Here is a 24339-nt window from a genome sequence, read left to right on the forward strand (position 1 = left end):
CGCTGGCTCGCCGAGCGGGGTTGCGCGGGGGTGTGGAGGCGTTCCACATTCGGCGTGTCGCGGTTCCACACGGAGAACCGTCACCCTGACCTGCTTCGCGTTTCCGCGTGAGACTTTCGGCCCGGCGTCCCCTTTCCGCGCTCTTCGCGCTTCTCTACCTGCTGCTGGCGGCAGGTGGGGAGTCGCTGCAGCACGATTGGAGCGACCCGGCGCCGGCGCACGCCGAGGCGCACGTGCACGCGCCCGACGGCGAGGACCACGGTTGTCCGCCGCCGCTGCACGACGAAACCCACTGCCCGGCGTGCAAGCTGTCCGGGCTGCGGTTCCTTCCTTCGGACCTCGGCGCCCACGTACGCTTCGCCAGCGTGGCCGTGGTCCGCATGGCGCCCGCCGGCGACGCGCCGGCCCCGGCGCTCCGCTCGCACGCCCCTCCCAGCCTGAGAGCCCCACCACGCGGCTGACAGCTCCTTCCTGGAGCTGAACCCGGCACCCCGCGCACGACCGGCGGGGCGTTGCAGCGCGTCCGTGCATTCCGCGCGGCGCGATCGCCGAATCAGCCGAACGTTCACCAATGAAGATCAGAACACCGGTCCCGGGACCGGCGGTCCTTCCGCGCGCGGAAGCACCGCCCCGGCACCGTTACGCCGTCGCGGCGGCCGCCCCGCTCTCCGCGGCCGTGCGCAGCCGCGTCGTCCGCGGCGTGGAGGCGGGGGGCGCGGCCGCGCCCCTGCTGTGCGCCGCGCACTGCATCGCCGCGCCGCTGGCCGTCGCGCTCGTCCCCGCCCTGGCGGCGGCGGAAGCGCATGAGCGCGCGGCGATGGGGGCATCGCTCGTCCTGGCCCTGCTCGCCGTCCTGGCCGGCGTCCGCGTCCACCGCCGCGCGGGGCCGCTGGCCGTCGTGGGAGCGGGGGCGCTGCTCTGGGGCGCCACGCTGGCCCTGCCGCGCCTGCCGGAAGCGGGCGCGGCCATCGCCGCCAGCCTGCTGATGGCCGCGGGCACGCTGTGGAGCGCGCGCCTGCGTCACCGCGCCACCTGCGCCGGCTGCGGGTGCCCGGCCGCGCACGGAGGCGCCGAATGAGGGCGCGGAGCCTGGCCGCGGCGCTCGCCGCGCTGCTGCTGGCCCCCGGCGCCGGCGCCGCGCAGCGTGCACGGGCGGCGGCCGGCGCGGTGCACGGCACCGTGGCCGACGCGGCGACCGGGCAGCCGGTGGCCGGCGCGACCGTGCGGATCCACGAGCTGGGGCGGCGCGAGGTGTCGCATGCCGACGGCTCCTTTCACTTCGATGCGCTCCCCGCCGGGGCGTACACGGTGGCGGCGGAGCGCATCGGCTACGCGCCGGCCGGGGAGGCGGTGCGCGTGGCCGGCGGCGAAACGGTCCGCGTCTCCATCCACCTTGCCCCGTCCGCGCTGCAGCTTTCCGCCGTGGTCGCCACCGGGACGGGGCGCGAGCGGGGCGGAGACGAGACGTATCGCCCGACGACGGTCGTGGGCGGGGCGGAGCTCCGGCGGCAACTGGGTGCCACGGTCGCCGCCACCGTCGCGGGCGAGCCGGGAATCGCCATGCGCTACAACGGTCCGGGCGCCAGCCAGCCCGTGATCCGCGGGCTGGGTGGCGACCGCGTGCTGGTGCTGGAGGACGGCCAGCGCACGGGCGACATCGCCGGGAGCGCGGCGGACCACGGGGTGATGGTGGAGCCGCTGACCGCCGAGCGGATCGAGGTGGTCCGCGGGCCGGCCGGTCTCCTCTACGGCAGCAACGCGCTGGGCGGGGTGATCAACGTGATCCGCGAAGAGGTGCCGCGGTCGCGCCCCGACCGGCTTTCCGGCGCCGTCAGCCTGCAGGGCGAGTCCGCCAGCGAGGGGTTCGCGGGCGGCGCGTCGCTGCTGGGCGGGATCGGCGGATGGGCGCTGCGGGGCGAGGCCAGCGCCCGCCGGGCCGGGGACACGCGGACGCCGCTGGGCGACCTGCCATCCACCGATCTCGCGGGATACAGCCTGGGCGCGGGGGCCAGCCGCGCAGGCGCGGACGGCTTCGCGGGGCTGGCGATTCGCGACTACGCGATGGAATACGGCGTCCCCGGCACCTTCCGGGGCGAGGACATCCCCGGTGCGCACCAGGGCGGGGTAGACCTGGACGTCCGCCGCACCGCCCTTCGCGGCCAGGCGGCGTACCTCTCGCGGGTGGGTCCGTTCGGATCCATCGAAGCCGACCTGAACCTGGTCCGCTTTCGCCACCACGAGCTGGAGCGGGGGACGGACGGAAGCGAGTTCGTCGGCACCTCGTTCCTGCAGTACACGGGGACGATGAACCTGGTGGGCCGCCACCGGCACGAGGGCGCCTTCCGGAACGAAGGCGCCGTGGGGCTGTGGGCGTTCGGCAAGGACCTGGAGGTGGGCGGGCTGGCGACGGGAAGCCGGTCGGCGCGCCAGTGGTCGCTCGCCGGCTTCGTCTACGAGGAGCTTTCGCGCGGGCGCTGGGGGCTGGAGGTGGGCGCGCGCTACGACTGGACGCGCGTGGTGCCCGGCGACGACCGCGCCGTCGCGGGGATCGCCGTGGAGACGCGCGACTTCGGCGCGTTCGCGGGGAGTGCGGCGGCGGTCTACCGGTTGGGCGGGGGCTGGCAGGCGGGGGCGCGGCTCGCCCGCTCGTTCAGGACGCCCTCGATCGAAGAATTGTTCTCGCGCGGGCCGCACCTGGCCGCGTACTCGTACGAGGTCGGCAACCCGCGGCTGGAGCCTGAGACGGGGCTGGGCGCGGACCTCTTCGTCCGGGTCTCCCGGCCGGGGTTCGACGGCGAGCTCACCGCGTACCGCAACGCCATCGGCGGCTTCATCTACTATGCGCCCACGGGCGAGCTGGATCCGCGTTTTGGCCGCTACCCCGTGTACCAGGCCCGCGGTGACGACGCGCGCTTCACCGGCGCGGAGGGGCGCATCCAGTGGGAGCCGGTGCGCGCCTGGGTGGTGGAGGCGACCGGCGGCTACGTGCGGGGCGACCTGCGCGGCGGCGACGGCTACGATCCGCTTCCCGCCATCCCTCCCGCCCGGGGTGCGCTGCGCCTGCGCCGCGACGTGCCGCGCTGGTTCCTGGAGGCGGGCGTGGAGAGCGCCGCGCGCCAGGACCGCGTCTTTCGCGGGCTCTCCGGAGATGGCACGCCGCTGGAAACGCCGACCGCCGGGTACACCCTGCTGAACGCGTCCGCCGGGATGCGGTGGGACGCCCGCGGCGCGCTGCACACCGTGACCCTGTCGGCCGACAACCTGACGGACGCGGTGTGGCGCGACCACCTGTCGCGCATCCGCGAAGTGGCCCCGCAGCCGGGGCTGAACCTGAGACTGCTGTACCGCGTCGACTTCTGACGCGCCGCCGGCCGCGGGCCGCCGGCGCGTGGCCGGTTCCTGTCACCCGCCCCGGACCGACCGGGGCGGACCAACCGTAACCGGAAAGAGACAACCATGTTCGCGATCAACAAGAAGAACCTGTTCGCCCGCACCGCGCTGCTGCTGGCCGCCACCGCCACCCTGGCCGGCTGCGACGGGGACGGCACGGGGCCGGACGATCACCACGAGGAGGCGGTCGGCATGGTGATTACCGACCAGAACAACACCACGCTCGTCTCGGTTAACGCCGCGCGCCAGGTGACGGGCACGCTGAGCGTCGCCGCCGGCGCGGGGCGGCACCTTTCGGTCTACTTCCTGGCCGAGGACGGCGACCGCTTCCAGATCGAGGAAGGCGACGACGAGCACAGCCTGGCCTGGACGGTGGCGAACGAGAGCGTCGCCATGATCGACGCGCACGAAGGCCACCTGGACCTGGACGGCGTGGCGGCGGGGAGCACGACGGTGGTGTTCAGCATCATGCACGGCAACCACAGCGACTACGACTCGCCCGCCATCCCCATCGTCGTGACGCCGTAGCCCGGAAGCCGCACCCGGAGGGGTGGAAGAAAGGACGCGGGCGAGCCCATCGCCTGCGTCCTTTTGCCGTCCCGGTCCATCATCACCTCCGGATAAGACGCCGCACCGGCGGCACGCACCCCGTCACCCCGTTCACCCCGTCACCCCCCTCACCGGTGGAGGATGACCAGGGCCGCACACTCCCTCGACCAGAACACAGCCCTCACACCCAGCAAGCTGGAGGCCTCTTGCTTTCCCGGGTGTGAGAACATTCACTTCTCGGGCCGACAGTGTATCTGCCCCGGTGCGGTTCAGCCGCGGCTTCAGGCGCCACGCCTGCAAAGTCCACGAGACGAGGCATGAATCGCGAACACTTGTCCCCCCTGATCCGCGAATGCCATGGATGCCCCCACTCCCGCCGTGCCGGCCGTTCTCGCAGTGCCGGAACCACAGCCGGCGCCTGTAACCATCCGCACCCCGACCGACCTGGAGGTGCCGCTGTCCTGGTGGTTGGGACTGGGCGTCGTGCTGGCCGCCGCCGTGGCCGGGGCGCTGTTCACCGTGCGCGGCAGCTTTCTGGCTGCCCTGGTGCTCGACCGCGGCCTCACCCAGCTGGCATCGCTGTACCTGGCGTGCGCCACGGTCGCGTTCCTGGCCATCAAGGCCGCGCGTGTGGTGATGGTGAGGAGGCGTTTGCGCGACGCGGTCCGCCTGCAGCCGCTTCCGGCGGAGCCAACTGTGGAGCAGGCGCGGGAGGCGCGCGATCGCTGGGCCCGTGCGGCCACGGTCCCCGCGCTGCGCCGCGCCCGCGCGCTGCAGGCGTACATGGTGGCGGGGACGCGCGCCGCCGCGGCCGCCAAGGCGGAGGAGGACGCCGTGTTCGCGCAGTCGGCGATGGAGCAGTCGTACTCGCTCCCGCGCGCCTTTGTCTGGGCCATTCCGCTGATGGGCTTCATCGGCACGGTCGTGGGGATCAGCGCGGCGGTGGCGGGGTTCAGCAGCTTTCTGCGCCAGGCGGAGGAGATCGAGCAGATCAAGACCGGGATCGGCGCGGTGACCACGGGGCTCGCGGTCGCGTTCGACACCACGCTGCTGGCACTGGCACTCAGCGTTCTAGTGATGCTTCCGCTGGTTCTGCTGGAGCGGCTTGAGGGACGCGTCCTCCTGGCGCTGGAAGCGGACGTGAGCGACGCGGTCGTTGCATGGCTGCCGGACACCGCCGCCGAGTCCGGGGTGGACCGCACGGTGATGGTGGAGGCGGTCGGGGAGGCGCTCGCCGCGCACCTTCCCGAGCCGCGGGAAATGGTGCGGGTGGCGGAGGTATACCTGCGCCAGGCGGCCATGGAGGTGGCCGCCGGCGCGCGCGAGGCCGCAGCGCAGGTGGCCCAGGCGGGCGCCGCGCTAAGCGTGCACCACGAGCAGGCGATGGCGCGCATCGCGGCGGCGGAGGAAGAGGCGCACGCCCGCATTGCCGTGCGCGAGGCGGCGAGCGCGGATGCGCTCACCGCGATGCTGGCGTCGGTGGACGAGGCGGGGCGCGCCACGGTGGGCGAGGTGCGCGCGCACGCGCAGCAGGTCGCCAACGGGCTGGCGCAGCACGCATCGAAAATCGCGCAGTCGCTGGACCGCGTGGGTGCCACGCTTCAGCAGCGCGCGGAGGCGCTGGAGCGGCACAGCGCGCAGTTGGCGGAGGTGGTGGAACTGGAGCGTTCGCTGGAGCGCACCCTGCGCACGCTGGAGACGACGGGCGAGCTGCGGAACGCGCTGGCGGGCGTGGAGCGCTCGATGCGCGGGCTGCAGCCGGCCATCGAGCGGCTGGCGCAGCCCCGCCGCATCATGCTGGTGGAGGCGGACGGTGGCCGTCCGGCGTAGCCGCGGGCCCGGCCTGCAGGCGGAGCTGTTTCCGTTCCTGGCCGTGCTGGCGTGCATGATCGGTACGCTGATCCTCATCATCATCGTCGTAACGACCGGCGTGCTGGGGGAAAAGCGCTCCATCACGCTGGTGGCGCGGGACGACGGGGGGCGCAACGTCACGCTCAAGCCGCACTACGTGGAAGTGCGCGGGGACGGCGTGGTCATCCACCCGGGGCTGGAGTTCGTCCCGGCGAAAGACGTGGACGGACGCGATACCGCGCTGCGGCGGCTTCTGCGGCAGGTGCAGGAACGCAAGGCCACGGAGTACGTGATCGTGGCCGTGCGCCCGGACGGGTTCGAGCTCTTCGACGAGGTGCGGGAACAGGTGGAAGGGCGGGGGATCCAGATCGGCTACGAGCCAGTGGACGCGGACTGGAAGCTGAGGATTCGCTCATGAGGCGCCCGGCGAGGCCGCGCCCGCAGGCGCAGAACCTGGACTCGTTTCTCGACATCATGACCAACACGGTGGGCGTGCTGGTCTTTGTGCTCCTGTTCGTCACGCTCGCCGCGGCGGATGCCACCGTCCTGGTGCGCACACCACTGCGCGCGTCCACGGACAGGGAGCCGGTGTTCTTCGAGGTCGTGGACGGGCGGGTGATCCACATGGAGACGGAGGTGGGGGGTGCGCGGGTCCAGGCCTTCATGGAAAGCCTGCCGCGAATCAACTGGTACAACTACGCCTGGGTCCTGGACCGCATGGATGCCTTTTCCACCTCCACCGGCAATTATACGGTGGACCTCAGCGGCGGCCTAGGCGTACGCTACCGGGCCCACGAAGGGGCGGGGGAGAGCGCAAAGGTGGTAAAGGATTCCGCCTCTGCCTACCAGCGCGTGTTGAAGGCGATGGACCCGGAGAAGGAATACCTGGCCTTCATCGTACGCCCCGACGGGCTGGAGGCGTTCCGCGCCGCGCGTGAGGTGGCGGCCCGCCGTGGCCTGGACAGCGGCTGGGAGCCGTTCGCCGCCGGGCGAGACATCACCTTCGCGTCCGGCGGCCGGGAGGTGGGGGTGCAGTAGGGGATGGGTGGCGGTGTCACGGGCAGGCGCGCCGTGTCTCCTGACCGGCACCGCTCCACCGTGACCCGTTCACCCGTTCACCCGTTCACCCGTTCACCCGTTCACCCCTTCACCCCTTCACCCCTTCACCCCTTCACCCCTTCACCCCTTCACCCCTTCACCCCTTCACCCCTTCACCCCTTCACCAAACCCGGCGCGGAACGTGCACGCCGCGCGCGGTATGGTGTATCCAAGGCACGACACGAGCGCGAACCCCGGCCCGTCCGTTGACAGGACCGTGTTTCGCGAGTACTTTTCTGGTTTATGTTGAATGTCAGCCTGACCGCGCTGGACCGCGGAGAAGTGGTCGTCCGGGAGCAGATTCCCATGGACGATCCAATGTGGGAGGGGTCGGGGGTGACGCTCGCGGCGCCGCTGGACGTGGACCTGACCGCGCGCCCGGTGGGCGACGGCGTGTTCGTGCGCGGCCGGCTCCGCACCACGGTGCGGCAAGCCTGCCGCCGCTGCCTTGCGTCCGTGGAGCTGGAGGTCGACGACGTCGTCGACATGCTCTTCGACGTGCTGGCGGAGGACGAGAAAGAGGCCGAGGGAGAGGTGTACCCCCTCCCCGCTCGCGGCGACACGCTGGACCTTCGCGACGCCGTTCGCGAGCAGCTGCTGCTTCTGGCGCCCGAGTTCGTCCTGTGCACCGAAGAGTGCAGGGGGCTGTGCCCCACCTGCGGCATCGACCGCAACCAGGACGAGTGCAACTGCGTACCCGTGCAGGCCGAGAGCCCCTGGGACGCGCTGAAGAACGTAACGTTCGACTGAACACCACCAACGATAGCAGGGGGCTCCCATGGCCGTACCGAAGAGACGCCAGTCCAAGCAGCGCCAGCGCAAGCGCCGCACGCACGTAAAGGCTTCGATGCCTTCGTTCAACGCGTGCCCGCAGTGCGGTGACCCGCACCTTCCGCATCGCGTGTGCGCGAACTGCGGTTTCTACCGCAAGGAGCAGCGCGTCGAAGCTTCCGAGTTCTGAGCGTCCTCGCGCAAAGACCGGAAAAGATGCGGATCGCGCTGGACGCGATGGGCTCCGATCGTGCCCCGGCCGTGGAGGTCGAGGGCGCGGTCGGAGCTTTGCTTGACGGCAGGGACGACCTGACCGTGGTGCTGGTGGGCGACCGGGACCGCCTCGAGGCCGAACTGGCGCGCCACCCGGCCGCGCCCCGCGACCGCCTGCTCATCCACCACGCCAGCGAAGTCATCGAGATGGGCGAGGCGCCCGCGACGGCCATCCGCCGCAAGCGCGACTCGTCCATCGTCGTGGGCGTGAACCTGCTCAAGGCCGGCGAGGTGGACGCCTTCATCAGCGCCGGCAGCACGGGCGCGGTGATGGCCGCCTCGCTGGTCACGCTGCGCACGGTGCAGGGGGTTGACCGCCCGCCCGTGGGCGCGCGCATCCCCACCGCCACCGGGCGCTGCCTGGCGCTGGACGTGGGCGCCAACGTCGACACCAAGCCCCACCAGCTGGTGCAGTTCGCCGAGTTGGGCAGCGTGTACGCCGAAGACGTGATGGGGATCGAGAATCCCCGGGTGGGGCTGCTGAACATCGGCACCGAGCCCGAAAAGGGGAACGAGGCGGTGGTCGAGGCCTACGGGCTGCTGGAAAAGGCCACGCACCTCAACTTCATCGGCAACGTGGAGGGGCGCGAGATCGTCAGCGGCAAGTGCGACGTGCTGGTGGCCGACGGCTTCGTGGGCAACGTGCTGCTGAAGTTCTACGAGTCGGTGGCCGGCCTGATCACCGCCATGCTGCGGCGCGAGCTGGCCGAGGCGGGGATCCAGCTGGACCTGGACCGCATCTTCCGCAGCCTGGACTACGCCGCCACCGGCGGCGCGCCGCTGCTGGGGGTGAACGGGGTCGTCATCATCTGCCACGGGGGCTCGCCGCCGCTGGCCATCCGCAACGCCATCGGGGTGGCCGCGCAGTCGGTGGATCGCCGCATGGTGGAGCACATGGCCGCGCGGCTGGCCCGCCCGGCCGAAGGATCCGCAACCGAATGATCCAGGCCTCTCCCCGCGCCCGCCTCGTCTCGACGGGGCACTACTCGCCGCCGCGCGTGGTGACCAACGCCGAGATGGAGACGCTGGTCGACACCAACGACGAGTGGATCCGCACGCGCACGGGCATCCGCGAGCGCCGCATCGCCGACAAGGACACCGGGGCGGCCGACATGGCCGCCGCGGCGGCCCGCGTGGCCATGGAGCGCGCCGGGACCGCGGCCGAGGAGGTGGACATGATCCTCCTTTCCACGGCCACCCCCGACCGCCTTCTGCCTTCCACCGCCTGCGACGTGCAGGCCCTGCTGGGCGCCCGGAACGCCGCCGCGTACGACTACGCGACGGCGTGCTCGGGCTTTCTGTACGGGCTGTCGATGGCCGAGGCGCACATCGTGGCCGGGCAGGCCGAGACGGTGCTGGTGTGCGCCACCGAAAAGATGTCGTCCATCGTCGACTGGACCGACCGCACCACCTGCGTCCTCTTCGGCGACGGGGCCGGCGCCACGGTGGTCAAGCGGGCCAGCGACGGGCGCGGCATCCTGAGCACCTACATGAAGAGCGACGGCACGCTGGCCGAGCTGCTGTACCGCCCCGGCGGCGGCGCGCGCATTCCCCTGGACATCGCCGTGCTGGACGAGCGCAGCCACTACGTGAAGATGGCGGGGCCCGAGGTCTTCAAGTCCGCCGTGCGCGCCATGTGCGAGGCGGCGGAGACGGCGCTGCAGCGCGCGGGGGTCACCAGCGACCAGATCGACCTGATGGTCCCCCACCAGGCCAACATCCGCATCATCGAAGCGACCGCCAAGTACGCAAAGATGCCGATGGACAAGGTGTTCGTGAACGTGGACCGCTACGGCAACATGTCGTCCGCCTCCATTCCCGTGGCGCTGGACGAGGCGGTGGAGCAGGGGCGCATCGGCGAGGGGTCGCTGGTGCTGATGGTGGCCTTTGGCGCCGGCTTTACGTGGGCCGCCAACGTGGTGCGCTTCTGATGGCGGGCGAGCGGATCGCCCTGCTGTTTCCGGGGCAGGGAAGCCAGGCGGTGGGGATGGGGCAGGAGCTGGCGGAGCGCTTTCCCGCCGCCCGCGCCGTCTTCGAGCAGGCCGACGAGGCGCTGGGGTTCCCCCTTTCGCGGCTGATGTGGGAGGGCCCGGCCGAGGAGCTGACGCTGACCGCCAACGCCCAGCCCGCCCTGCTGACGCACAGCGCCGCCGTGTGGGCGGTGCTCAAGGAAGCCGACCTGGACGTGGTCTGCGCGGCCGGCCACTCGCTGGGCGAGTTCAGCGCCTACCACGCCGCGGGGTCCATGAGCTTCGCCGACGCGGTGCGGACGGTGCGCCGCCGCGGCGAGCTGATGCTGGAGGGCGGCAACGCGCGCCCGGGGACGATGGCGGCGGTGCTGGGGCTGGACGACGAGGTGGTGGAGGGCGTCTGCCGCGAGGCGTCGACGGACGATTCGGTGGTGGTCCCCGCCAACTTCAACACCCCCGGCCAGGTGGTCATCTCCGGCGACGTGTCGGCGGTGGAGCGCGCGGGCCCCATGCTGGTCTCCGCCGGGGCGAAGAAAGTGCAGCCGCTGACCGTCTCCGGCGCCTTTCACTCCCCGCTGATGCGCGTGGCCGAGGGCGGCCTGCAGGCGCAGCTGGACGCGATCGAGTTCCGCGACCCCGCCTTTGCCGTCGTGTCGAATGTGACGGCGCACGCCGTGACGGAGGCGGCCGAGGCGCGCACGCTGCTGGTGGACCAGCTGACCTCGCCCGTGCGCTGGACGCAGTCGGTGCAGACCATGCTGCAGATGGGCGCGGAGCGCTTTCTGGAGGTGGGCGCCGGCAAGGTGCTCACCAGCATGCTGAAGCGCATCGACCGCGCGGCGGAGGGGCGCGGCGTGGCGGTGGGGACGGCGGACGCGATCGAGAAGCTGATGGGGAATGGAAGTGCCTAGGAGAAAGTGCCCAGTACCTAGTGCCTAGTGCCCAGTGGGGCGATATACTAGGCACTGGGCACTGGGCACTTGGTACTTATCTGACGGAGGCGGTGCGGTGGAGGAACTGAACGGCCAGGTTGCCCTCGTCACCGGCGGCTCGCGCGGCATCGGGCTCGCCATCGCGCGGGAGCTGGCGTCGGCGGGGGCGCGGGTGGCGGTGGTGGCGCGCGACGGGGCGCGGGCCCAGGCGGCGGCCGCGGAATTGCCGGGCGAGGGCCACCGGGGCTACGCCTGCGACGTGGCGAACCCCGAGGCGTGCAACGCGCTGGTCAAGCAGGTCGAGGCCGACTTCGGCGCGCTGGACGTGCTGGTGAACAACGCCGGCGTCACGCGCGACAACCTGCTGATGCGCATCAAGGACGAGGACTGGGACGCCGTGCTCGACACCAACCTGCGCGGCGCCTTCAACCTGATGCGCGCCGCCAGCCGGGGGATGATGAAGCGGCGCGCGGGGCGCATCGTCAACATCAGCTCGGTGGTGGGCGTCACCGGAAACGCGGGGCAGGCCAACTACGCCGCCTCCAAGGCGGGGCTCATCGGGATGACCAAGTCGGTCGCCAAGGAGCTGGCGGGGCGGGGGGTTCTGGTCAACGCCGTCGCCCCCGGATACATTGAGACGGACATGACGGCGGACCTGCCCGAAGCCGCCCGCGCGGCGCTGATGAGCGGCATTGCGCTGCAGCGGCTGGGCAGGCCCGAGGACATTGCGCCGGCGGTGCGTTTCCTGGCCGGGCCGGGCGCGTCGTACATCACCGGGCAGGTGCTGGTGGTGGACGGTGGGATGGTGATGTAGGACGACGATCTGACAGGAGCCCCGCCGGCCACGGGCGTCGGGGCTCGACACGCTCAACCCAACCAGGAGCACGTGAAATGGCGGACATCGAGGCGAAGGTCAAGGAGATCATCATCAACGAGCTGGGCGTGGACGCCGAGAAGGTGACGCCCGAGGCCTCGTTCGTGGAGGACCTTGGCGCGGACTCGCTGGACACCGTGGAGCTGGTGATGGCCTTCGAGGAAGAGTTCGGGATGGAGATCCCGGACGAAGAGGCCGAGAAGCTGCGCACCGTCGGCGACGCCATCAGCTACATCCAGAGCAACGCCCAGGCCTGAGCCGCGGCCTGTCCGCGCCTCAGACGTTTCCATACGGGCCGCCCCCGGGCGGCCCGGCCCGAGCTTCCCGAAGACCCCGGAGCGGCTGATGAATCGCCGAGTCGTGATCACGGGGACCGGTCTGCTCACGCCCGTCGGGCTGGACGTCCAGGAATCCTGGACTGCCCTGCTCGGCGGGCGTAGCGGTGCCGGACCCATCACCCAGTTCGACACCGACGGCCACAGCGTCCGCTTCGCGGCCGAGGTGAAGGGGTTCGACCCCCTGCTGTACATCGACCGCAAGGAGGTCAAGCGCACCGACCGCTTCAGCCAGTTCGCCATCGCCACGGCCGTGCAGGCCATGAAGGAGGGCGGGCTGGACGAGACGTTCGATTCGCTGGACCCCGAGCGCTTCGGCGTGATCGTGGGCAGCGGCATCGGCGGCATCCACACCTTCGAAGAGCAGCACGCGCGGCTGCTGGACAAGGGCGCGGGCCGCGTGTCGCCCTTCTTCGTGCCGATGTTCATCAGCGACATCGCCGCGGGGCTGGTCTCCATCCGCTACCGGGCGCAGGGCCCCAACTACTGCACCGTCAGCGCCTGCGCCTCGGGCGCGCACGCGGTGGGCAACGCGTTCCGCAGCATCAAGTACGGCGAGGCCGACGTGATGCTGGCGGGCGGCACCGAGGCGTCGGTCTCGCCCACCTGCGTGGCGGGCTTCGCCAACATGACGGCGCTCAGCACCCGCAACGACGACCCCGAGCGCGCCAGCCGCCCGTTCGACGCGGGGCGCGACGGGTTCGTGCTGGGCGAGGGGGCGGGGATGGTGCTGCTGGAGGAACTGGAGCACGCCCGCGCCCGCGGCGCCACCATCATCGCCGAGGTCGTGGGGTACGGCCAGACGGCCGACGCCTACCACATCACCTCGCCCGCCGAGGGCGGCGAAGGCGCGGTGCGGGCCATGCGCGCCGCGATGAAGGAAGCCGGCGCCGGGCCGGCAGACGTGGACTACGTGAACGCGCACGGCACCAGCACCCCCGCCAACGACAAGAACGAGTCGATGGCGGTCAAGACGGCGCTGGGGGACCGGGCGTACGAGATCATCGTAGGCAGCACCAAGTCCATGACGGGCCACACGCTGGGCGCGGCGGGCGGGGTCGAGGCGGTGATCAGCGCGCTGGTGTGCCGCGACGGCAGGATCCCGCCGACCATCAACTACGAGACGCCGGACCCGGACTGCGACCTGAACTACGGGACGGAGGGGATGATCGAGCGGCCGGTGCGGCTGGCGCTCAGCAACTCCTTCGGCTTCGGCGGCCACAACGTGTGCCTGGCCTTCAAGCGGTTCGAGGGCTGATACGGCAGACGGTCCAGGATGAAGAGCGGCCCCGGCGTGATCTGCGCCGGGGCCGTTTTCGTTCACCCGCGCCCGAAACGCACCCGCTCATATCACCAGGAGCGTGCGCGCCTCGGGCGTTTGATCGATGAGAGCCGGTGCCCGCGCCTCTCAGGAAGAGAAAAGGAGCCTGCGGTGAGTCTGGTTACTGGAGGCTGGGCTGCACGTCGATGCGGCAGCAGACGTACCCCGGTGTGCATGACCCGTAGCAGTCCTGGCAACGGGGAGTGGTGCCGACGTCGTACCAGCACGATTTGTCGTAGACGGGCTCCGCTTCGAGGGCGGTGGCTTGACGGGTGCCGAAGCCGGTAAGGCCGGCGACGACGAACATGATGATGTAGAAACGGCTCGGGCTGCTGATGAGTTTGTTCATGCGTTCTCCGGAAGTGGTGATTGGTCAGCGAGGACCGCGGGCACCGGCTATGATGAGGTCCGTTCCGGCGATGCCGGACAGACCGAGTTCCTGTGCAAAGGAGCGGCTGCGCGTGTTGCGCACGCGGAGCGGATGCGAGATGCCGGCGGCAATGCGGCCATCCCGCACGACGACGGCTGCGGCCGGGGTCCCCGGATGCTCCCCACCCTCCAGAAAGGCGGTCGGGTGGCCGACGAGGATGGGGACCGGGGGAACGCGCTCGCGCTCCAGGAACCGCCGCAGATCCTCACTACCCGCGGCGTCTACCAGAATGGCCAACCCCCATCCCGGTTCTGAGGGAACCGCCTTGCTCAGCTCGCGAAGCTGCCGCCCCAGATCCTCACACCCCCTCAGGTCGGCCGCGGTGACCACCGCCAGTACGGTGTGATCCAGCGGCAGCGCCTGCAACGCCGTCTGCAGCCGCGAAGTCACACGGCCGCCGAAACGCTTCATCGCGGCGTCGTAGGAAGAATCACTGTGCTCCTGCGCCAGCTTACCCCATTCTTCGCGGGGAGTGGGCGCATTGAACGCGGCGAGCTTTTCCTGCGCGACCACGCCGCCAATGACGCCGCACACCACCACCGCCACCGTCGCCGCTCCCCGCTTTGCGAACTGAAGAGCCTTCATGGTGGACCTTTCGTCGCAGGTTGAACGATCAAACGATAAAGCTCCAGCCACTCCAGGTCCGCCCCGCTCCACCGCAGCAGCAGAGGATTTCCCTCCGGGCTGCGACCCAAGAGCGCGCCGGGCCCCCGCACCTGTCCGACGTTCTGAAATGTTCCGTCCGACAGCAGCCGCAGCACCACGACCGGCCCACCATCCGAGAGCAGGTCCGTGTTCTCTGCGAAGTTCAACCGGGCGAACTGCACCGCTACCAAGTCATCCGAGAGTGCCACCAGACCAAGCGCGGCGTAGTGGCCGTCCTGCACCCAACTGCTGTCGGGCCGCTGCAGCGTGCCCCGGTTGCGACGCAGAAGGCGCCGGAGGTCCAGCACGGGCGCGTGGCCCGTGAGCCCGATCCGCCCCGTGCCCAGCATTCGGCCGTCCGCGGTGTGGGCGAAGATGGTGTCGATGCCGTGAACGGTGGAGAACACCACGCCGCCGCGGCCGTCCGCGAATACGGCGGTGTGGGGAAGCAGGTGCGGGTCCGGCGGGGAGAAGGCCTCCTTCATCTGCGCCATGCGGCCCACACGCCGGCCCCTGCGGTCGAACACCTCGACCAGGGGCTGGTCGTGCGCGCCTTGCACCCAGCCGCTCGCCACCAGCAGCGAGTCGTCCATCACGCGCAAGCGGGCAAAGCGGGGACTCCCCGGCTGCCCGATCGCAAAAGCGCGCGCATAGCGGCCGGCCGGGTCGAACACCGTGACGCGGTTCGCGCGCGAATCCCACCCGTACACCGAGTCGCCGAGCACGCCGGAGGAGTTGAGCAGGGTGAACTCGCCCGGCGCCGCGCCCGCACGGCCAATCGGCGCGACCTGCAGCCCGTCAGGGCCGAAGACCTTCAGGGCACGGTCTGACTGGTCGCCCACGATGACGCGGCCGTTGGTGGTAACAGTGAGGCTATTCGCCGACGCGAGCACCGGCCCATCCCCGATCCGCAGCTCCGCAACCAAGTCGATCAGGAGCCGGGCGGCCATCTGAGCCCGGACCTCGGAACTCGTCCTGTCCGAGGCGCACGCGCCGAGGAGCGGGAGCAGGATCGCGAGGCCCAGCTTGGGAATGCCGGGTACGGTAGAACGCGTTTTCGCAATCAATGGCTCTTTGGGGTCGGTGCAAGTCGGGCGGGGTGCAGCCGCCGGAGTGGCAACAGGGCGCGGTGGTGAAGTTCTGCTCGGGGCACTCACGGAGTATACAAGCCTTGTATAAACTATGCAATAGTGTCGTAAAACATATTTCATGGATCGGCTCTTGCGTCGTCCATGATTCTTCGCTGTGCATGTGGAGGCATGAAATACGCAGTGCGATTGCGACGATAGGATTGTCTGGCGAGCGCGGCAGGTCGCGCGTGTATGGGTCCTGTTCGTTCATTCCGATTCGCCGCCTGCAGACCGGCGCCAGCTGCGCAGCCGGATTGCTCTGACGCGGCGTGCCCGTTGGCCGCACCCCATTTCATCACACGACATCTGAGGAGAACGCCCCATGCAGAAGCTTCGACTCAACCTTGATGCGCTTACTGTGGAGAGCTTCAACACCACGGACGGCGATGCCGCGCAACGGGGAACCGTGCAGGCGCACAGACCAACTCCAACGCAGTCACTGGAGTGCGAAAGCTTCGACTACTGCGGTACCGGCGCAACCGACTGCGGGTGCGGCACCGCCGCGAGCGAGTGCGGAACCTGCGCCACCAACTGCGGCACCTGCGCGACGGGATGCGGCACGTGTTACGACGCGACCTGCGGCGCCACCTATTGCGGCACCTGCGACTGCCCCTGCACCTGCAACTGCTGCTGACGTGACCGACTGCGGTACGCCGTCTTTCGGCGGCTGCTGATTGGGAGGGACGTTGCGTGAACGCCATCCGCCGCCGACCAAGGTGCGGCCTCCCGGCGGCTGGCGCTCAGCAACTCCTTCGGCTTCGGCGGGCACAACGTGTGCCTGACCTTCAAACGGTTCGACGGCTGATACGGCAGACGGTCCAAGATAAAGAGCGGCCCCGGCGTGATCTGCGCCGGGGCCGCTTTGTCGTTGCCGCTCCCCCTGCGAAGAATGGGCTCACCCAGGGGCCGCAGAGGCCACAGAGGGCGAGTCTCCGTTGATTCCGTGTGATACCGAATCCGGGAAAACAACACCTTTATGAGTACAGAGGAACAGAGTCAGACAGAGGGATAACGATGAGATTTCAGCTCGCTTTCTCTGTCTGACTCTGTTCCTCTGTACGATTATTCTTTTTCAGGATATGGGACTATAATTACTTGCGGATCACCACCCGGCCTTCCTTGATCACCGCGCTGACGTTGCGTGCGTCGCGGATGTTCTTCAGCGGGTCGCCGTCGACGAGCAGCAGGTCCGCGCGGCGGCCGGGCTGAATGGTGCCGAACTCGTCTTCGCGGCCCAGCCAGCGCGCGCCGTTCACCGTGGCGGCGCGCAGCACGTCGACGACCGGCACGCCGGCCTCCACGTACGCCTCCATCTCCTCGTTCAGGCTGGCGCCGTCCGTGCCGGCCAGCAGCATCACCCCGCTCTCGTGCGCCCGGCGGACGAAGCGCGCCATCCGGCGGTAGCCCTCCGTGGCGGTGGCGAAGTCCTCCAGGCTGAAGCGCGAGCGGTCGCGCTCGCCCAGGCGGTGCACCACCAGCGTGGGATCCAGCGCCACGCCGCGCGCCGCCATCAGCCGCAGCAGCCCGCCCAGCTCCGGGCCTTCGGGGTCGATGGCAGACCAGTCCGCCTGCATTCGCGCGAGGGGCGCCCGCTCGCGGTCCAGCGTCTCGTTCTCGCCCTGCGGCTGCATGTGCAGCGGCAGCACGTCGCGCCACACGCGGACGTGGCTGAAGCCCTCGATCCCCGCCTCCACCGCCTCGCGCAGGCTGGTGCGCACGCCGATGTGCCCCGTCACCGGCAGCCCCTGCCGCTCCGCCTCGGCCAGGACCGCCCGCGCCACGTCGGGATCCAGAAGGAAGTACAGCTTCAGCAGGTCTACGCCCTGCTCCTTGAGGGCCTGCACCAGCGCGGGCGCCGCCGCCGGGTCGTCGATGGCCACGTCCACCATGGGGTGGTAGCCGCCGCTGGCGTCGATCAGGGGGCCTGCCGTGTAGATGGTGGGCCCCAGCACCACGCCCAGGCGGTTGGCGTCCTTGAAGCTCATGCTGCTGCTGATCGCCGCCCCCGGGTCGCGCACGTTGATGATCCCGCGCTCCAGCAGCCGCTCGCCCTGGAAGGGGAACCAGTAGTGCGCGTGGTTGTCCACCAGCCCCGGCATCAGCGTCTTGCCGGCCGCGTCCAGCACGGGAAGCCCGGCCTCCGGCGCGCCGCGGTGCACGCGGACGATGCGCCCGCCGCGCACCTCCACGGTGGCGTCCTCCATCACGCGGTCGTCCACGCCCGTCCACACGCGCGCGTGGACGATGGCCAGGTCGCCCTCCGTCCGCGCCGGCAGCCGCAGCGCGGCGCGGAAGGGGATGGGCGCCGACGTCCCCGCGCCCAGGTCGATGCGGTGCAGCCGGCGCCCGTCCGCCACCACGGCAAAGCGGCCGGCGGGGTCGATGGAAAGCTGCTTCTGGCCGTACGGGCTGGCGTACACGGCGCGCGGCGCACCGCCGTCCGTCTGCGCCATCACCGTGTCGGTTCCGTTCTGCCCCGCGACCCACATCCGCGTGCGGCCGTCCCGGCTCCACGCCACCGAGAACTCGCCGCGCGCCGGTGTTTCCGTCAGGCGCGTGGGGCGCATGGAATCCAGCGCCATCAGGTACAGGTCCGCGCCCCCGTAGCGCCCGCTCTCCATGAACACCGTGTCCGCCGCCGGCGACAGCGCGAACGACCACTCGTGCCAGTTCTCCGCGTGCGTGATCTGCCGCGGCTCGCCGCCGCCGCGCGGGGCGCGCCACAGGTGCGCGTCGTACTGGCCGCGCATCAGCACGTAGAACAGTTCCCCGCCGCGGGGGTGATACGCGATCTGCCCCAGCCCTCCCTCCACCTCCAGCACCGACCGGCTGGCGCCCGTGGCCAGGTTGTGCTCCATGAGCACGCTGCCGTTGCGCGTATTGCGCGCATAGGCCAGGAACTGGCCGTCGGGCGACCACGCGGGGTGCTCGTCCCAGGCGCCGCCGGTGGTCAGCTGCACCGCGTCCCCGCCCGCGACGGGCACCAGCCAGATCGTCCCCAGAATGCTCACCGCCACCTGCGTCCCGTCCGGCGACACCGCGGGGTCCATCGCGCCGCGCTCCAGCACTTCCGTGCGCGCCGGACCCGCCGCCGCGACGAACGCGTTCTGCTGCGCGGTCGCGGGCACCGCGAGCAGCGCCGCCGCCAGCGCGGAAAAGGCACGCAAGACGGGTCTGCGGATCATCTCGACTCTCGTTTCGTGGCGTGGATCAACTCGATGGGACGGGGGCATGGTAAATAACTAGCACATGGCCGCGGTGCTTCGCAATCTGCGGGAGCGGAAACCAGGGTGTGCCGCTCACCCCGGAACGTGGAGCGGGGAACATGGTTCTCCAGATCGCGCATCAGGTGGTGCGGACAGCCTGCTTCCGCGCGTTGCGGAGACCGTGGAGCGATCCGCATCTCTCCTTACAAAAACGCGGATGGCCTCCTGCCGCATTCCTCCTGCCTCCTGTTCCCGACGCCCCACTCTGGCTCGTGCTTGGTCGACTGGAGCGCCATGCCTCCGCTCACCACGGATCGATGTCGCGGTTGGAGAGCAGAGAAAACGGTACGTGCCGAATCCGGAAAAACACCTGTCATTCTGAGGAAGCGCCCGCGCGGAACTTCAGGAAAACCGCGAGGCCTGTTGGCGCGACCGAAGAATCTCCCCCCCCTCGCGCGGAATCCTGTTGCGGGCAGAGCCCGCGAACCCTGCGTGACGGAAAGATCCTGCCGTTCCCGACAAGATTCTTTGATCGGCGCCACACTCCTGGACAAGAGGAGAGCACCGCGCGGCGCCTCCCTCAGAATGACAGTTTCGTTGGATCTGGCATGAGGCCCATTCTTGCCAGGCTCTCAACATGAAGCGGCCCCGGCGCGATATGCACTGGGGCCGATTCTGTCCGTCGGTCGTGGCAAAACGTCTCAGGCGGGAAGTATCCGGTCGCCACTCAGTTCCATCTGCCAACGCAGCCGGGTGCGCTGGACCTGTTCCGCCGCGTCCGGATACACGGCCGCAGCGCGGTCCTGCATCTGGAGTGCGCGGCTGGAGAGCCGCGGCGCCTCTGACGAGGTGGACAAAAAGGGCGCGGACCGCGCCAGCCGGGCGGCGAGGTAGTAGTTGGCCGCGGCGGAGAAGGGGCGCGCCCGGAAGAGCGCCACCTCGCGCGCTCCCAGGCTCAGCGACGGGCCCTCCGCCTGGGCGATCGCCATCTGCTCGAAGGCGGTGATCGCGCCCCGGAGCATCCGGTCCAGCTCGGCCCGCCAGGCGCCCTGCAGATCCGTCTGTTCCAGCACCTGCACCGCGTGCGACAGCGCCAGCAGATACGCCAGGCCCCGAAGGCTGAGGGTGGCGCCGTCCACCTCGACCGCGCGATCCTTCCTGGCCAGCCCCATGGCCGCCGCCCGGAACGCGAGAAACGACTCCGCCGCGGGCTGGCCCATCTGCGCGCTGGCCCAGCCCAGCGCCATCAGGATGGTGGGCTCGTCCGCGGAGAGCGAGCGCGCCTCGCCGTAGTGCGCCATCACCGCGTCCAGATCCCCGCGCGCCCATGCCTCGCGAGCCGCGGTACACCGCTTGGCGACCTGCCGCTGCCGCCGAAGCTCGGTGGCGAGCGCCGCCAGCCTGAGCGCGAATGCACCGCCCAGCACGGCCGCGGCCAGTTCGGCGGCGTTGAACGAGAGCATCAGCGCCGCTTTGCCCGGCGTCGCGTGCCCCGCCTGCACCAGCCACTGCGCGAAGTCCGGTCCGCCGATGGGAATGGGGATTCCCGTGGGCGTGGCGAGGTCCTGCCCTACGTGCTGCATCCACACCAGCAGTCCCGGAAGGCCGTGCTGGTCATACAGCGCCTGCGCGGCGGCAAGGTCGTGGCCGTGCTGCAGCCGGTGGACGATGCCGCCGCCACGGATGCCGCTTCCCGGCACCGTGTCGATCCAGCGATGGATCGCGTCGTAGTCGCTGCCGAACAGCCGCCGGCTCAGCTCCTGGTGGCGCAGCCCGTCGTGAAACACCGACCGGGTCACCGTCACGATCTCCCGCTCCCATACGGTTACGCCCATCGCGGAGAGCCCGACCAGCGCGTCCGCCTGCCAGGCGATGCTGAGCATCTCCGCGGGAGGGCCGCCGCCCGGAAACGGGGCGAACGCCGGCGAGTCAAGGATCGTGGCCGGATCCTCCGCCGCCCACGCCCGCTGCGCCCGCGCGCCGACCACGGCCACGGCATCGCGCCCGAACGTCGCGGCGCGGCCTGCGTCGTCCGTTACCCGACGCGCGACGGCGGCCGCACGCCGCGACAGACCGGCGTAGATCGGCGCCCGTTGCGCGTCATCCGCCTGGTCCTCCTGATGGAGGAACGGAATTTCGGGAGAATCCTGCTCCGTCATTGCGACCGTGGATAGGCGCGTGCGGGGCACGTGCGTGCCGGGAAGGCCAAAATAGGCCCGGGTGAACGCGCGCACCACACTCTTGTTCCCGCTGGCGGGGTGCGCATCCACTACGAGAACACCGACCCGGGTGATGCGAAGCGGCCCCGGCGCGAGGTGCACCGGGGCCGCTTCCCGTCGAGAGAGCTGTCTGTCTACCGGTTCCTGCCTGGCGCGCCGGCGTTGCGGGCGGTGACGTAGAAGTTCTCGTCCACGCGGAAGTTCGCGGGGGTCACGCCGCGCACGTTCGCCGTCTGCCACGACGTGGTGGGCGCAATCTGCCCGTACTCGCCGGGCGCCAGCGTTACCCGCACCGGCATGTCGAAGTCGGGCGCCACGTTGGTCCAGCGGTACGAAAGGCGGTTCCCCTGGATGCGGTACTCCAGCTCGGGGATGCGCGTGGTGGTAAGGTACTGCCGGAACACGCGGCTCAGGTCCATCCCCGCCTCGCGCGAGATGTACTCCGTCACCTGCGCGCCCGTCACCGTCTGCCGGCCGAAGGTGGCGTTCAGGCCGCGCAGGATGCCGCGCCACTTTGCGTCGTCGCCGATCACGTGGCGAACGGTGTGCAGCAGGTTGGCGCCCTTGAAGTACATGTCGCCCGATCCCTCGGTGTTCACCCCGTAGGGGCCCACCATGGGCGCGTCGTTGCGGATCTGCTTGCGCTGGCCCAGCACGTACTCCGCGCCCGCCGCCTTGCCCTGCTGGCACTCCACGAACAGCCCCTCGCTGTAGGTGGTGAAGCCCTCGTGCACCCACATGTCGGCGATGTCCTTCGTGGTGATGTGGTTGCCGAACCACTCGTGCCCCGCCTCGTGGATGATGATGTAGTCCCACGACAGCCCGCGCCCCGTGCCGGACAGGTCCTGCCCGCGGTAGCCGTTGCGGTAGCCGTTGCCGTACGCCACCGCGCTCTGGTGCTCCATCCCCAGGTGCGGCGTCTCGACCAGCTTGAAGCCGTCCTCGTACCAGGGAAACGGCCCGAACCAGCTTTCGAAGCACTGCAGCATGGGCTTTACGTCGCGCCCCCACTGCCGCCGGGCCGCCTGCTCGTGCATGGCCAGCGGCCAGTAGTCCAGCGTAAGCGGCCCCTTCTCGCCCTGGAACACGTCCTGGAAGTGCGCGTAGCTCCCCGCGTTCACCGCCACGCCGTAGTTGTTGATGGGGCTGGTGACGAACCACGCGTACGTGGTGCTGCCGTCGGCGTTCCGCACGCTGTCGCGCAGGCGGCCGTTGCTCACGTTGGTCATTCCCCGCGGCACCGTGACGGCGATGCGCATGCTGTCGGGCTCGTCGGCCTGCGTGTCCTTGTTGGGCCACCACGCGCTGGCGCCCAGCCCCTGCACGGCCGTGGCGATCCACGGGTCGCCGCCGGGGTCGCGGGTCCACACGAAGCCGCCGTCCCAGGGCGCGTTGCGGGCCACCCGCGGCTCGCCGTGGTAGTGCACCGTCACCGTCTTGAGCGCCCCCGCGGTCTGCGGCGCCGCCAGGGTGACGAACAGGGCGTCGCCGTCGCGCCGGTGCCGCAGCCGCCGCCCGTCCTGGACGATGCTGTCCACCTGCAGCCCCTGCAGGTCGATCTGCATCTCGCGGGCGGGCTGCAGCACGCGATAGGTGATGCCGTTGAACCCGCGCACGCTGCTGTCGGCCGGGCTCACCGTCAGGTTCAGGTCGTAGTAGGCCACGTCCCACCACGCCCGCGCCGGGCCAATGGAGCCGCGCAGCGAATCCGCGCGGGTAAAGCGCTGCGCCTGCGCGGCGGTGGAGGCCGTCAGCACGGCGGCCAGCGCCGCCAGCACGATTCGGGTTCGCGTCATGAACGTCACACGGTGGATGGGCTTCGGGGAAGGCGGCCTGTGTCGCGCCTCCTGAATCTTTCGCGCGCGCGGCCCGGTGCGCCAGTGCGGCGAGTGGCGGGGGATACACTTCGGGAGGCGGAAAGGCTCCGGCCGCCGTGGGGGAAGTCCGGGATCGGTCGCATGCAGCCGGCTCGATGCAGGGACGTAAGCTCGTCGATCACGGCGGATCAGTGACAGGTATCCGCGCACCCGCTACTCTGTGTCACGGCAGGCGCTGGAGCCTGCGGAATCTGTGACCCTGCCTCCGAATGACCAGCTACACGGACATTGAACTCGAGGCCATGCTGGCGGATCTGGAGTCGGATCTCGCCGAGCGGAAGGAGTCGTTCTCCGGCGGCGAGACTACAGAGGTGCGTGAGGCCGTATGCGCGTTCGCGAACGATCTTCCCAACCACCGCAGGGCCGGGGTGGTGTTCGTGGGAGCCCGCGACCAGACGGGCGAGCCCAGCGGCCTCGCGATTACCGATGACCTGCTGCTGCGGCTGGCCGACATCAAGACGGACGGCAACATCGTCCCGCCGCCCAGCATGACCGTCGCCAAGCGCAGGCTGCGCGGGGGCGAGATGGCCGTCATCACCGTGGCGCCGTCCGATTCTCCGCCGGTGCGGTTCCGGGGGCGCGTGCACATCCGCATCGGGCCGCGGCGCGGGATCGCGAGCGCGCAGGACGAGCGGATGCTCACCGAAAAGCGCCGGGGCGGAGACCGGCCCTTCGACGTGCATCCGCTCCCCTCCGCCACCCTGTCCGACCTGGACCGCGTGCGCTTCGAGCACGACTACCTGCCCGCCGCGTTCGCGCCCGACGTGCTGCAGGCGAACGACCGCAGCGTGGAGCAGCGGCTGGCCGTCACCAAGATGATCGACGCCGCCGACACCGCGGTGCCGACGGTGCTCGGGATGCTCGTGCTGGGCAGGTCCACCCGCGACTTTCTGCCCGGCGCCTACGTGCAGTTCCTGCGGATCGCGGGCGCCGGCCTGGCGGATCCGGTGGTGGACGAGCTGGCCGTCGACGGACCGATCTCCGAGCTGCTGCGGCGCGTGGACGACAAGCTGGAGTCGCACAACCGCACGGCCGTCAACATCACCGCGGGGCCGCGCGAGGAGCGGCGGTCGCTGTACCCGGTGGCCGCGCTGCAGCAGCTGGTTCGCAACGCGGTGATGCACCGGACGTACGAGGCGACGCACGCCCCCGTGCGGGTGTACTGGTTCGACGACCGCATCGAGATCAGCAATCCGGGCGGGCCGTTCGGCATCGTGAGCGTGGAGAACTTCGGCCAGCCGGGCGTGGCGGACTTATCGAAACCCCAACCTGGCCGAGGCCATGCGGGTGCTCGGCTTCGTCCAGCGCTTCGGGGTGGGGCTCGCCATCGCGCGCCGTGCGCTCGCGGAGTAACGGGAACCCGCCGCTGGAACTGAGCGTGCAACCCTCGCACGTCGCCGCCGTCGTCCGGCGGCGCCGCAGGCCACGAATGGGCGTGTGGGCTGAAGCATTCCCTCCACGCGTCTGC

The 24339-nt window shown here is 70.5% G+C and carries 23 protein-coding genes; 17 read left to right on the plus strand and 6 right to left on the minus strand.

Annotation, left to right across the window (positions count from 1 at the left end; all coding sequences use genetic code 11):
• Window positions 1-107: 107 nt before the first annotated feature.
• From VGC13_RS14395 to fabF, 15 genes are all read left to right on the plus strand, one after another.
• Complete coding sequence (locus tag VGC13_RS14395; protein ID WP_331125957.1) at window positions 108-461, plus strand: hypothetical protein; 354 nt, start codon at window positions 108-110, stop codon at window positions 459-461.
• A 110-nt stretch (window positions 462-571) separates the two neighbouring features.
• Window positions 572-1078 carry a MerC family mercury resistance protein gene (locus VGC13_RS14400; RefSeq protein ID WP_331125958.1) on the plus strand — a complete coding sequence of 169 codons (507 nt, stop codon included), beginning with the start codon at window positions 572-574 and terminating at the stop codon, window positions 1076-1078.
• Entirely contained in the window at window positions 1075-3360 is a 2286-nt protein-coding gene (locus tag VGC13_RS14405) for a TonB-dependent receptor (RefSeq protein ID WP_331125959.1), read from the plus strand. The genes VGC13_RS14400 and VGC13_RS14405 overlap by 4 nt, the downstream gene beginning before the upstream one ends.
• A gap of 96 nt (window positions 3361-3456) precedes the next feature.
• A complete protein-coding gene (locus VGC13_RS14410; protein WP_331125960.1) occupies window positions 3457-3918 on the plus strand; it encodes a hypothetical protein in 462 nt (153 codons plus the stop codon).
• 417 nt (window positions 3919-4335) lie between these two features.
• Window positions 4336-5769: a MotA/TolQ/ExbB proton channel family protein gene (locus VGC13_RS14415; protein ID WP_331125961.1), complete on the plus strand. Its 1434-nt coding sequence runs from the start codon at window positions 4336-4338 to the stop codon at window positions 5767-5769.
• Window positions 5753-6208: a hypothetical protein gene (locus VGC13_RS14420; RefSeq protein WP_331125962.1), complete on the plus strand. Its 456-nt coding sequence runs from the start codon at window positions 5753-5755 to the stop codon at window positions 6206-6208. Before VGC13_RS14415 ends, VGC13_RS14420 begins: the two co-directional genes overlap by 17 nt.
• Entirely contained in the window at window positions 6205-6828 is a 624-nt protein-coding gene (locus tag VGC13_RS14425; protein ID WP_331125963.1) for a hypothetical protein, read from the plus strand. The genes VGC13_RS14420 and VGC13_RS14425 overlap by 4 nt, the downstream gene beginning before the upstream one ends.
• A gap of 366 nt (window positions 6829-7194) precedes the next feature.
• Window positions 7195-7638: a DUF177 domain-containing protein gene (locus tag VGC13_RS14430; RefSeq protein ID WP_331125964.1), complete on the plus strand. Its 444-nt coding sequence runs from the start codon at window positions 7195-7197 to the stop codon at window positions 7636-7638.
• A 28-nt stretch (window positions 7639-7666) separates the two neighbouring features.
• Complete coding sequence (gene rpmF, locus VGC13_RS14435; RefSeq protein ID WP_331125965.1) at window positions 7667-7849, plus strand: 50S ribosomal protein L32; 183 nt, start codon at window positions 7667-7669, stop codon at window positions 7847-7849.
• Between the two features lie 26 nt (window positions 7850-7875).
• A complete protein-coding gene (gene plsX / locus VGC13_RS14440) occupies window positions 7876-8874 on the plus strand; it encodes a phosphate acyltransferase PlsX (protein WP_331125966.1) in 999 nt (332 codons plus the stop codon).
• Window positions 8871-9863, plus strand: a complete 993-nt coding sequence (locus VGC13_RS14445) for a beta-ketoacyl-ACP synthase III (RefSeq protein WP_331125967.1) — start codon at window positions 8871-8873, stop codon at window positions 9861-9863. Before plsX ends, VGC13_RS14445 begins: the two co-directional genes overlap by 4 nt.
• On the plus strand, window positions 9863-10813 hold the full coding sequence (gene fabD / locus VGC13_RS14450; protein WP_331125968.1) for an ACP S-malonyltransferase: 951 nt from the start codon (window positions 9863-9865) through the stop codon (window positions 10811-10813). Before VGC13_RS14445 ends, fabD begins: the two co-directional genes overlap by 1 nt.
• A gap of 97 nt (window positions 10814-10910) precedes the next feature.
• Window positions 10911-11648 (plus strand): 3-oxoacyl-ACP reductase FabG, encoded by a 738-nt coding sequence (gene fabG, locus VGC13_RS14455; protein ID WP_331125969.1) that lies wholly within the window; start codon window positions 10911-10913, stop codon window positions 11646-11648.
• A 77-nt stretch (window positions 11649-11725) separates the two neighbouring features.
• Window positions 11726-11965, plus strand: coding sequence for an acyl carrier protein (locus tag VGC13_RS14460; protein WP_331125970.1), 240 nt, complete (start codon window positions 11726-11728; stop codon window positions 11963-11965).
• An 88-nt stretch (window positions 11966-12053) separates the two neighbouring features.
• Window positions 12054-13301: a beta-ketoacyl-ACP synthase II gene (gene fabF / locus VGC13_RS14465; protein ID WP_331125971.1), complete on the plus strand. Its 1248-nt coding sequence runs from the start codon at window positions 12054-12056 to the stop codon at window positions 13299-13301.
• Between the two features lie 184 nt (window positions 13302-13485).
• On the opposite strand, the gene VGC13_RS14470 is transcribed toward fabF, so the two are convergent.
• Genes VGC13_RS14470 through VGC13_RS14480 form a run of 3 tightly spaced genes read right to left on the minus strand, consistent with a single transcriptional unit; the run spans window position 13486 to window position 15389 of the window.
• On the minus strand, window positions 13486-13713 hold the full coding sequence (locus tag VGC13_RS14470; RefSeq protein WP_331125972.1) for a hypothetical protein: 228 nt from the start codon (window positions 13711-13713) through the stop codon (window positions 13486-13488).
• 24 nt (window positions 13714-13737) lie between these two features.
• Window positions 13738-14379 carry a hypothetical protein gene (locus tag VGC13_RS14475; protein ID WP_331125973.1) on the minus strand — a complete coding sequence of 214 codons (642 nt, stop codon included), beginning with the start codon at window positions 14377-14379 and terminating at the stop codon, window positions 13738-13740.
• The gene (locus VGC13_RS14480; RefSeq protein WP_331125974.1) at window positions 14376-15389 is read right to left on the minus strand and encodes a hypothetical protein; all 1014 of its coding nucleotides are present in this window, start codon (window positions 15387-15389) and stop codon (window positions 14376-14378) included. Before VGC13_RS14480 ends, VGC13_RS14475 begins: the two co-directional genes overlap by 4 nt.
• A gap of 502 nt (window positions 15390-15891) precedes the next feature.
• Between VGC13_RS14480 and VGC13_RS14485 the strand changes: the two genes are divergently transcribed.
• Entirely contained in the window at window positions 15892-16203 is a 312-nt protein-coding gene (locus VGC13_RS14485; RefSeq protein ID WP_331125975.1) for a hypothetical protein, read from the plus strand.
• A gap of 457 nt (window positions 16204-16660) precedes the next feature.
• Here the strand turns inward: VGC13_RS14485 and VGC13_RS14490 are convergent, their stop codons facing one another.
• From VGC13_RS14490 to VGC13_RS14500, 3 genes are all read right to left on the minus strand, one after another.
• On the minus strand, window positions 16661-18754 hold the full coding sequence (locus VGC13_RS14490; RefSeq protein ID WP_331125976.1) for an amidohydrolase family protein: 2094 nt from the start codon (window positions 18752-18754) through the stop codon (window positions 16661-16663).
• Window positions 18755-19476: 722 nt separating this feature from the next.
• A complete protein-coding gene (locus tag VGC13_RS14495) occupies window positions 19477-20934 on the minus strand; it encodes a hypothetical protein (RefSeq protein ID WP_331125977.1) in 1458 nt (485 codons plus the stop codon).
• A 194-nt stretch (window positions 20935-21128) separates the two neighbouring features.
• On the minus strand, window positions 21129-22790 hold the full coding sequence (locus tag VGC13_RS14500) for a M1 family metallopeptidase (RefSeq protein WP_331125978.1): 1662 nt from the start codon (window positions 22788-22790) through the stop codon (window positions 21129-21131).
• 290 nt (window positions 22791-23080) lie between these two features.
• Between VGC13_RS14500 and VGC13_RS14505 the strand changes: the two genes are divergently transcribed.
• Window positions 23081-24247 carry an RNA-binding domain-containing protein gene (locus VGC13_RS14505; protein ID WP_331125979.1) on the plus strand — a complete coding sequence of 389 codons (1167 nt, stop codon included), beginning with the start codon at window positions 23081-23083 and terminating at the stop codon, window positions 24245-24247.
• Window positions 24248-24339: the final 92 nt, after the last annotated feature.

The organism is Longimicrobium sp., assembly GCF_036399255.1.
In the GTDB taxonomy this organism is placed as follows: domain Bacteria; phylum Gemmatimonadota; class Gemmatimonadetes; order Longimicrobiales; family Longimicrobiaceae; genus Longimicrobium.

Excerpts from the sequence above, each read along its gene's own strand:
- VGC13_RS14475 (WP_331125973.1), bottom strand. The coding sequence starts at position 14,379 with ATGAAGGCTCTTCAGTTCGCAAAGCGGGGAGCGGCGACGGTGGCGGTG.
- fabD (WP_331125968.1), top strand. The coding sequence starts at position 9,863 with ATGGCGGGCGAGCGGATCGCCCTGCTGTTTCCGGGGCAGGGAAGCCAG.
- VGC13_RS14460 (WP_331125970.1), top strand. The coding sequence starts at position 11,726 with ATGGCGGACATCGAGGCGAAGGTCAAGGAGATCATCATCAACGAGCTG.
- VGC13_RS14505 (WP_331125979.1), top strand. The coding sequence starts at position 23,081 with ATGACCAGCTACACGGACATTGAACTCGAGGCCATGCTGGCGGATCTG.
- VGC13_RS14490 (WP_331125976.1), bottom strand. The coding sequence starts at position 18,754 with ATGATCCGCAGACCCGTCTTGCGTGCCTTTTCCGCGCTGGCGGCGGCG.
- rpmF (WP_331125965.1), top strand. The coding sequence starts at position 7,667 with ATGGCCGTACCGAAGAGACGCCAGTCCAAGCAGCGCCAGCGCAAGCGC.
- VGC13_RS14430 (WP_331125964.1), top strand. The coding sequence starts at position 7,195 with ATGGACGATCCAATGTGGGAGGGGTCGGGGGTGACGCTCGCGGCGCCG.
- VGC13_RS14400 (WP_331125958.1), top strand. The coding sequence starts at position 572 with ATGAAGATCAGAACACCGGTCCCGGGACCGGCGGTCCTTCCGCGCGCG.
- VGC13_RS14425 (WP_331125963.1), top strand. The coding sequence starts at position 6,205 with ATGAGGCGCCCGGCGAGGCCGCGCCCGCAGGCGCAGAACCTGGACTCG.
- fabF (WP_331125971.1), top strand. The coding sequence starts at position 12,054 with ATGAATCGCCGAGTCGTGATCACGGGGACCGGTCTGCTCACGCCCGTC.
- VGC13_RS14410 (WP_331125960.1), top strand. The coding sequence starts at position 3,457 with ATGTTCGCGATCAACAAGAAGAACCTGTTCGCCCGCACCGCGCTGCTG.
- VGC13_RS14445 (WP_331125967.1), top strand. The coding sequence starts at position 8,871 with ATGATCCAGGCCTCTCCCCGCGCCCGCCTCGTCTCGACGGGGCACTAC.
- VGC13_RS14405 (WP_331125959.1), top strand. The coding sequence starts at position 1,075 with ATGAGGGCGCGGAGCCTGGCCGCGGCGCTCGCCGCGCTGCTGCTGGCC.
- VGC13_RS14485 (WP_331125975.1), top strand. The coding sequence starts at position 15,892 with ATGCAGAAGCTTCGACTCAACCTTGATGCGCTTACTGTGGAGAGCTTC.
- plsX (WP_331125966.1), top strand. The coding sequence starts at position 7,876 with ATGCGGATCGCGCTGGACGCGATGGGCTCCGATCGTGCCCCGGCCGTG.
- VGC13_RS14500 (WP_331125978.1), bottom strand. The coding sequence starts at position 22,790 with ATGACGCGAACCCGAATCGTGCTGGCGGCGCTGGCCGCCGTGCTGACG.
- VGC13_RS14495 (WP_331125977.1), bottom strand. The coding sequence starts at position 20,934 with ATGACGGAGCAGGATTCTCCCGAAATTCCGTTCCTCCATCAGGAGGAC.
- VGC13_RS14480 (WP_331125974.1), bottom strand. The coding sequence starts at position 15,389 with ATGGCCGCCCGGCTCCTGATCGACTTGGTTGCGGAGCTGCGGATCGGG.
- VGC13_RS14470 (WP_331125972.1), bottom strand. The coding sequence starts at position 13,713 with ATGAACAAACTCATCAGCAGCCCGAGCCGTTTCTACATCATCATGTTC.